Source organism: Bradyrhizobium sp. (assembly GCF_049581145.1).
Lineage (GTDB): Bacteria > Pseudomonadota > Alphaproteobacteria > Rhizobiales > Xanthobacteraceae > Bradyrhizobium.
Map to the genome: position 1 here is coordinate 1 of NZ_JBAURI010000333.1, position 7,476 is coordinate 7,476.

Genomic DNA, 7,476 nt, shown 5'->3' on the forward strand with positions numbered 1-7,476 from the left:
TCGTCAAGCAGCATCAATTGGAATCGCACCCCGCAGCCGGACCTGAGGGACTATCGTAGCTGCATCGCGGTACAAACCATGTCGACTGCCGCTGGATCTCCGAGCCATCCGCACCATAGGTGCATAGCGTGTGAAAAACTCTTCTTCCTTTCTTTCTTTGGACTGACGGTTACGTTGGCTTCTGGGTCGAGCTGTGTGACGGCCTGTTTTCGAACGTCTCAAATAACACAATTCTGCAATCTGAGCGCCGATCGAGAAGCAATCGCCGGACAGAGTGACGTCGTTTCGCCCGCGCCCCCTGCTGCAAGCCCCACTGCAGCGAACTATTGGAATTTGGGCGTTGGCGACCGCGCGGGATATGCAATCGTAAAACGGGATGATCGGCGAGCCAACCTTGCCTCGCTTCCCGTGTGATGGACAGGGCGACGGCGTCCCCGGCGCAAATCATCCGGCCACGTTGGCGCAATCCAGCGCGCCATTCGCGCGACGCGATTGAAGCAATTGGTCAGCGCGAGCTTGTACGCGAACCCGCGGCGAGCAGGAGCGCTACCGCCATCGGATCGAGTACAGCGACAAGCGCCAAAGTGAGCAGCCGGACCGGTCGTTCCAGGTCGGTTGCCGGCGCGCCAATCAGCTCGGCGAGATATCGGACGGGGCCGACGTCGGCCTCTGCGCGCTTGCGCTGGGCGTCAATCCTGGCCTTGTCGATCTGCAAGCCGGCGAGCACCTGAACCTCACGCTGACGCACTGCCACGATGTCTGCACGGTCGCGGCGCTTCTGGTCGGCGATCGTCATGGCGCCGGCCGGGCGGCCAAGCCGCGTCGATTCCTCGATGGCCGCGTCGATCTGGGCGATGCGACGATCGAGATCGGCGACGGTCTGGCCCTGTATCAAGAGGTGGGCTTCGGTGTGAGCGCTTTTGTCCGCGCGCGCCAGATCGACGGCCACCATATGATCAAGGTGGGCTTTCGTGAGGAAACCGAACACGCCGACTGCGTTCAGGCTCATCAGCACGCCGATCATGGCGACCAGGATCAGACGCAGGAGGAACGGCGCCGAGTGCCAATTCTCGGTCAGCCACGCCGCGGCGACGAGCTTGCCGGCTTCTAGCGCCGCGCCCATGGTGATCACGGGCCAGAACGCACCGGCGAAGATTGCGGTGAGGCCGTCAATAGAAAAGGCCGCCGATACACAAGCGAGCGCGAGCGCCACGACGAATGCGGCAAGCTTGACGGGCGTCATTGAACGCCGCGCGACCGTTACACCCATTACCTCTGTAACAGTCGGTGTAACCGGCGCGGTTACAACGATCTCTTCGGCGTTACGGCGGATCAGTCCCGCTTTCTGCCACGCCCTCAAGCGGCGACCGGCCCGCATCCGGTTCCAACCCCATTGTCGAGCGAGATCGGCAGCGCTGGCGGTCACGTGTCCGTCGGGACGCGAGCGAAGCCAAGCCAGCGCCTCCATGTCATCCAATGGGTCGGACGGAGTGGTTTCGGTCATGATGACGTCCTGCTCCTTGAATATTGGCGGCTGCGATCGCAGAATTTTCGCTTGGCTGGGCTGATGGCCGCGCAAGCAGCGCAAAAAGGCCCGCCTCCGAGGAGGCGGGGCCGATGATCCCGAGGGATCAGTTGCCATTGCGGCGAGACCAGATCAGCGTGAAGCCCTCGCCGCCGTCGACCTTCACCAGCGAGGCGAAGATTGGTGCCGGAAAGCTCGGATCATCGAGCTTAACCGATAGGTATTCGCGGTCGCTGTCGCGGGCTGTCTTCTTCCAAGCCGCGCCGAACTCGGTCACGCCGGCGAAGATGCGGTAGTCGGGCGCTTTGTCATTGTCCTTCTCCGACGCAGTGAACCTTGCCTTGATGTTCAGCGTCAGCGTCTTGATCGAGCCGACGTAGCCATTATCCGAAGCGGTGAAGGTGCCGATGGTAGCCATGGTGGTCTCCGTTTGTTGCTCGGGCCGCGCCCATCGCGCAGCCTCGATGGCGATCCTTGGCCCGGGGAGCGATCGGCCCGCAGCCTTCCGGCCCGCAGCGCCAGCGGAGGACGGCGATAGCCTGCTTTTTTGTTTTCCCGCGAGGAATGCCGCCACTTCGCGGCAGGGGAAAAAAGCAGGCGCAGCCGTTGCGGGAAGGCGATCGAGGCTCTTGCCGACCCTCGAGCCCGATCAGCCCATTCGAGGTTGCGTTGGACGCGCCATGAACAGGACTGACGGAGACCACCATGGCGGCCGACACCGACGCAGCACAAGGACATGCCTGGGTGGATCGAACACCTGCTGGCGCCCGCGCATCAACGGCAAGAAAAACGCATCTTGGCAAACGCTAGCGCGCCTCGTCGCATTCTCGCGTAACAGGTACGATAACGCGACTGATGTAATCCGCCGGACAGAAAGTCGCTGCGGCAAAGTTGCGGCCCAGACGATCGAGGCGCAGCCGGTCTTCGGCCAGATCGAGCCATCACGCCCGGTGCGTCGCGTGCAACTCGGGAGAAGCGTGGCCAATCTCGGTTCTGCCGTACAAAAGGTCGGAACGTTTCCGCGAAGAGAAAGAAACGAGTTGCGGGAAAAGACGGTCTTGTCAGCTCGGAAAGAGCTTGAAGAGATGTCTCCATACGTATCTGCGGGCAGACCGATATCACTGCATGCGGCCGCAGTGGTGGTTCGGGGAAGGTCGCGACTATCTCTCGCTTATGCCCTTGGCACTCCTCGCACAGGTCTACGCCAACCTGTTCGACGACGAAGGTGACGAAATCATCTCTCGCGCGCAGCCGTGAGAACCAGCTGAAGGCTACTGCCAAGCCCCCTGCCCGCCTCGTGCGGGCCGGACTCCGTGAAGATGGTCAAACGCGTCCACGCTGTCCCGCCGATGAAGACGGCACCGAGGCAAGCAAACCCTTCGCGCCAAACAGGCGAAGGCACTCCAATTTCCGCCATCGCAAGAACCGCATGATAGCCAGCAAATGCGGCCGGCAACGCGAACAGGGCCGCAACGACGGCACGCAAGATCAGCGAGCGGGTCATTGCAAACGCGATCTGAGCGATCGCCAGTGTCATGCCGCCGGCGGCGACGGCAACGAGCGGCGTGCCGAACACACCGGCGCCGCTGTGCTGGGCCCAGATGCCGGCATTGATCGCCACGAAAAAAGGTAAGGCGTAGACCCGCCGGCGTGAAGATCAGCCAGCAGAACAGGCAAATACCAACGTCGTTAAGAAGAAATCCAAGGGCAAGCATGGTGGTAGCTCCATGTGCATAGGTGATCAGTCACGCCTTCCACCACCACCACGGCGCAGGTTTGAACGTAAAGCGAAACGACGCGGAGTGGCGACGATGCACTCCGCGTTGGCGGTGTGGGTGAGAGTAGAGGCGGTTATGCGCCGCCGACTTTCCAGACGGGGATGCCGAGGCGCTCCGCCTTGTCAGCGAGGTTGTCCTGGATTCCCGTGCCGGGGAAAAGCATGACGCCGATTGGCAGCAGTTCGAGCATGGCGTCGTTGCGCTTGAAGGGTGCCGCCTTGGCGTGCCTGGTCCAGTCCGGCTTGAACGCGATCTGTTGCACCTTCCGGTTGGTCGCCCATTTGGAGGCGATCAGCTCGGCGCCCTTTGGCGAGCCGCCATGGATCAGGACCATGTCGGGATGCTTGGCGTGAACCTTGTCGAGGCAATCCCAGATCAGACGGTGATCGTTGAAGTCGAGGCCGCCGGTGAGTGCGATCTTCGGCCCGGGTGGCAACATGACCTCCGTCTCTGCCCGGCGCTTGGCTGCGATGAAATCGCGGGAGTCGATCATCGCCGCGGTGAGCGTGCGATGGTTGACGAGTGATCCCGATCGAGGACGCCAGGCGGAGCCGGTGTGGAGCTCAAAGCGTTCGATGGCCTGGTCGCGGAAGAGTTCCAGGCAATTACGGCGCTCGATCAATGTTATGCCTTCTGCCGTCAGACGCTCGAGTTCGACTGCTTGCACTTCGGAGCCGTTCTGCTCGCGCTGGCTCTTACGCTGAGCCTGTTCGTTGTCGTCGAGTTGACGACTAATTCGGTCTGCGGCGCGGTGAAAGAGGTTGACCGTCGACCAGAGCAGATCCGGTAGGTCGGGCTCGAGCCGGGTGTCGTTCAGCGTGGCGACGAGGGCGTCAAAGATGTCGGCGACGGCGCCAGCGATCGTCCTACCTTCGGGCAGCGGTCTCGGATCGGGCTGATCGTCGAATGGACGGTAGCCAAAGAGCTGCAATTCGTTGAGGATGAGGTCGGTGGCAGATGACGCGTGCGGCCGTTCGAAGTCGTCTTGATCGGTCATGGGATGAGGTCCTTTGCCGGATCGGCCGCGCCCATCGCGGCCTTCGTGGCGATCCTCAGACGGTGGGCGGAACGGGCCAGCACCCGGCGCAACGCGGAGGGCCGCAGCGCCAACGGAGGATGGCTGTGGGGCGGCTATTTTGTTTCGCGATGCAAAGGCCCGTGAGGGCCGGCGGAAAATAGCCGCCCCTCAGCCATTGCCGGCCCGTGCCGGCTGCCGTCCGATCGCCCTCTAGAAGGCCGTGGTCGCGGCTCTTTCGGCGTTAGGCCGCCGCGCGACCGAGTTGTCGACGTTGATGGGATTCAAACGCCGCCTATGCGACGGTAGCCGGCAAGAGCAGAAAGCGGGAGACGTCCTCCGGTGCCAGCTGGATCCGTAATGCTGCCCGCAGGCTATCGAGGCCGAAGACGTGCAGATCCTCGTTGAAGTCGCCCAGCCGAGGCGATAACGGGATGGCTTCGATGCCAGCGGTTTCCGCACGTTGCAACAGCGCAGCTTGCACCGTGTCTCCCGCGGCATCGGCGTCGCGAGCGATATAGAGCCGACGCAAACTCGACGACAGGGCCATGGCGGCGAGGTGATTGGCCGACAGTGCAGCGGCCATCGGCAAGGCTGGAAGCGCGCAGCGCAGTGACAACACGGTCTCGATGCCTTCGCCGGCAACGAGCACGTCGTCCTCCGCTGCGCCGAAACGCACCGCATTGCCGAGCAGATATCCCATCGCGCGGCGCGGCGTATCGATCGGCGCCTTACTTCGCCCGGAAGGATCCAGCCAGGTACGATGAATGCCGGTGATGACACCGTTAAGAGTGGTGACGGCGATTAAGGCCGGCCATATCTCCCCTGGAGAGTCGTGGTCCGGCTTGTAGTAACAGCTCGGATGGAAACGAAGGCTTGCGGTCTCATGCAATGCCGAAATCCCGCGCGCGCGAAGATAAGTCTTGGCGATCGTCCCACGGATGGGCTTCGAGATGGCAAATAGCCACCTCGCCGATTCCGGTGAGCCGGCAGGAGCACGCGTCGTTGAATGGCTGGACTCCGGCGCAAGCTCGGATCGCGGCAGACTGAGAAAGCGACGGGCCTCGGCGAGGACATCGGCAAACTCAACAAGACCGCAACTTTCCCGGATCAGATCGAGCAGATCTCCGTGCTCGCCGGTCGCAGCATCCGTCCATTTGCCAGCTGCGCCCTTCCCCGCATTAGGCCCGCGCAACCGAACGAACATCGACCGGCCGGGCATGTTGCGCGCGTCCCCGACGACCCAGTATCTGCCAACCCGTCGCCCATTGGAAAGATAATGCCGGCAGACAGTTTCCGCGCGCTCCGCGAGGCGGCGACTGAGATCAGAAGCTTGCACGAAGGCCTCCTGTAGAAAGGAAGGCCCGCCGTTGCCGGCGGGCCGAAGTTGAGGCGTCCTCCTTGTGCTTACGCGGCCGCGTCAGGGAGCGGCTCCATCGCGACCGGTTGATCTTCCGCTGGCTGCGCAAAATCCGCCATGGCCGTTTCGTATCCGGTCACCGCCGATTCTTCTCCACCTGGAGCGATCGCTGGGATCTGGCTGAACTCGGAACCCAGAGCTGTCACGTCGATCGTCCAGCCGGGCGTGCGCAACGGCTCCGGCAGCCAGCCCAGAGCCAGCGAGCAATTCTTGCGCCCTTTCCGCCATCGCGCCCTTCTTCAGATGCTCGATGAGCTGAGCGGCGGGTTGCCCTTGGCCTTCGTCGAGAACCGGCCGCACGGTGAGGCTCTGCAGCAGCGTACGGCGCGCGATGTCTTGCGCGAGCTCCTCGATTGAGACGCCCGCCTTGATGCGACGGACATTCGACTGGCTCAGCACCAGCCGGTTGAAGGGAATATCACGAGACTGACTGAGCGTGATCTTCTGGACAGATTTAGCCATTGAGGTTGCTCCGCGACGGGCAATCCAGAACCTTTCTCTGGATCTCCTGACCCGTCACGAAACCGAGCGCCGCCCTCTTCCTCTGGAGGGCGACGCCGAACAGCAATCACGGGGACTGAAATCTTCCGCGCGGAAAACCCGCCAAAACCGGACTGACGTCAAGCACCGCGGTCGAGCAGCTTCTTAGCCCGCGCCTCAAGATCTAGCCGAGCGTCCTGGTGCGGCTTGTCGCGCGCAACGGCCGTGATGCCCTGCACGAAGTCGAAGACGCTTTCCGGCTTGCGGCCTTCCTCGGCGAGAACCACCTCGATGATCTTGGCCGTCTCCGACTTGCCAAAGCCGCGCTTGCGCAAGAACTCGGTTCTCTCGTCGTCTGTCCTTGCGACAATGCGCTCCCGCGCAGTCTTGATGCCGTTGACGAGAGGCACCGGCGAGGAATTGGCGAAACGCGTCAGCGCGGGCGCTGCCTCATGGGCGAACCGGGAGGCCGCGTATTTGGAATGGCGGATGGTGATCTCTTCGAAATCCTCGACGCCCCAAAGATTGCGATTCTGGCAAATGGCCCCTAGGTAGAAACTCGCGATGCCCAACGTCTTGGCGCCGACCTCGGAGTTCCAGGAGTAGAAGCCGCGGAAGTTGAGGTCTGGAGAGCCATCCGGCAGTTTTCCCGCCTCGATGGGGATTCAAATCGTTCACCAGAAACAGAAAAACATCGCGATCCGAGGCGTAAAGCGTGGTCGTCTTTTAGTGACATCGACGAGCGGGTTGTAGACGCCCGTCGACCAGTCGAGCACCCCAGGAACCTTCCAGCGCGTATCACCGGTGCCGTTGCCGGCAATCCGCTGCACAGCGGCGACCAGCTCCTGGTCGTAGATCCGCAAGCGCCGCATGAAGAGTACTCGATTATCGGCGGCATCACGGCTACCCGGGCTTGGCTAAATTCCTGACCCTGCTCATCCCGATCTTCAGCCGGCGGCACATCTGCGACAGACGGCCTGACGTCCGATGAAGCCGCGCGACCGCGTCGACCTGAAGGGCGAGATGAAGGAAAGGATGAGCGACATGGTGCCCGCAGAACCGCTGTGGGCTGTTTTCACACCCGAGGTCATAACCAATCTAGGGCAAATACGCTCGCCGAGCCAAAGGTTGCAAACCCGCCTTCGGATTCTTGACGCCGGGGGCCTCATTCCAAACCCTGTGAACGGAGAGCTTCGCGCGCACAAGGCGGCCTGGGAGGCCTACCTCACGGCCGCCTTCGCAATCGGCCTGTTTGAAG

The 7,476-nt window shown here is 62.4% G+C and carries 7 protein-coding genes and 2 pseudogenes; 2 read left to right on the top strand and 7 right to left on the bottom strand.

Annotated features, from left to right (window positions below):
* Positions 1 to 505 precede the first annotated feature (505 nt).
* The 5 genes from WCB02_RS10950 to WCB02_RS10970 form a co-directional block, all read right to left on the bottom strand.
* Complete coding sequence (locus WCB02_RS10950; protein ID WP_423958155.1) at positions 506 to 1,504, bottom strand: hypothetical protein; 999 nt, start codon at positions 1,502 to 1,504, stop codon at positions 506 to 508.
* A 127-nt stretch (positions 1,505 to 1,631) separates the two neighbouring features.
* Positions 1,632 to 1,943: a DUF736 domain-containing protein gene (locus WCB02_RS10955; RefSeq protein WP_423958156.1), complete on the bottom strand. Its 312-nt coding sequence runs from the start codon at positions 1,941 to 1,943 to the stop codon at positions 1,632 to 1,634.
* Between the two features lie 816 nt (positions 1,944 to 2,759).
* Positions 2,760 to 3,146, bottom strand: a complete 387-nt coding sequence (locus tag WCB02_RS10960) for a hypothetical protein (RefSeq protein WP_423958157.1) — start codon at positions 3,144 to 3,146, stop codon at positions 2,760 to 2,762.
* A 230-nt stretch (positions 3,147 to 3,376) separates the two neighbouring features.
* Positions 3,377 to 4,300, bottom strand: coding sequence for a DUF2493 domain-containing protein (locus WCB02_RS10965; protein WP_423958158.1), 924 nt, complete (start codon positions 4,298 to 4,300; stop codon positions 3,377 to 3,379).
* A 313-nt stretch (positions 4,301 to 4,613) separates the two neighbouring features.
* Positions 4,614 to 5,525 carry a DUF7146 domain-containing protein gene (locus WCB02_RS10970; protein ID WP_423958159.1) on the bottom strand — a complete coding sequence of 304 codons (912 nt, stop codon included), beginning with the start codon at positions 5,523 to 5,525 and terminating at the stop codon, positions 4,614 to 4,616.
* A gap of 270 nt (positions 5,526 to 5,795) precedes the next feature.
* Between WCB02_RS10970 and WCB02_RS10975 the strand changes: the two genes are divergently transcribed.
* Positions 5,796 to 6,095 carry a hypothetical protein gene (locus tag WCB02_RS10975; protein WP_423958163.1) on the top strand — a complete coding sequence of 100 codons (300 nt, stop codon included), beginning with the start codon at positions 5,796 to 5,798 and terminating at the stop codon, positions 6,093 to 6,095.
* Here the strand turns inward: WCB02_RS10975 and WCB02_RS10980 are convergent.
* Positions 6,021 to 6,200 (bottom strand): annotated as a pseudogene (locus tag WCB02_RS10980) (hypothetical protein); the annotation flags it as partial. The gene WCB02_RS10975 and the pseudogene WCB02_RS10980 sit on opposite strands and share 75 nt — an antisense overlap.
* Positions 6,201 to 6,358: 158 nt before the next feature.
* Positions 6,359 to 7,078: pseudogene (locus WCB02_RS10985) on the bottom strand (DUF932 domain-containing protein); the annotation flags it as partial.
* 127 nt (positions 7,079 to 7,205) lie between these two features.
* Here WCB02_RS10985 and WCB02_RS10990 point away from each other — a divergent pair.
* On the top strand, positions 7,206 to 7,476 hold a 271-nt coding region (locus tag WCB02_RS10990), incomplete at its 3' end, for a hypothetical protein (RefSeq protein ID WP_423958161.1).

What these genes read in the sequence shown, in the direction of transcription:
- WCB02_RS10975 (WP_423958163.1), top strand. Translation starts at nt 5,796, where the DNA reads ATGGCCGTTTCGTATCCGGTCACCGCCGATTCTTCTCCACCTGGAGCG.
- WCB02_RS10970 (WP_423958159.1), bottom strand. Translation starts at nt 5,525, where the DNA reads ATGTTCGTTCGGTTGCGCGGGCCTAATGCGGGGAAGGGCGCAGCTGGC.
- WCB02_RS10950 (WP_423958155.1), bottom strand. Translation starts at nt 1,504, where the DNA reads ATGACCGAAACCACTCCGTCCGACCCATTGGATGACATGGAGGCGCTG.
- WCB02_RS10965 (WP_423958158.1), bottom strand. Translation starts at nt 4,300, where the DNA reads ATGACCGATCAAGACGACTTCGAACGGCCGCACGCGTCATCTGCCACC.
- WCB02_RS10955 (WP_423958156.1), bottom strand. Translation starts at nt 1,943, where the DNA reads ATGGCTACCATCGGCACCTTCACCGCTTCGGATAATGGCTACGTCGGC.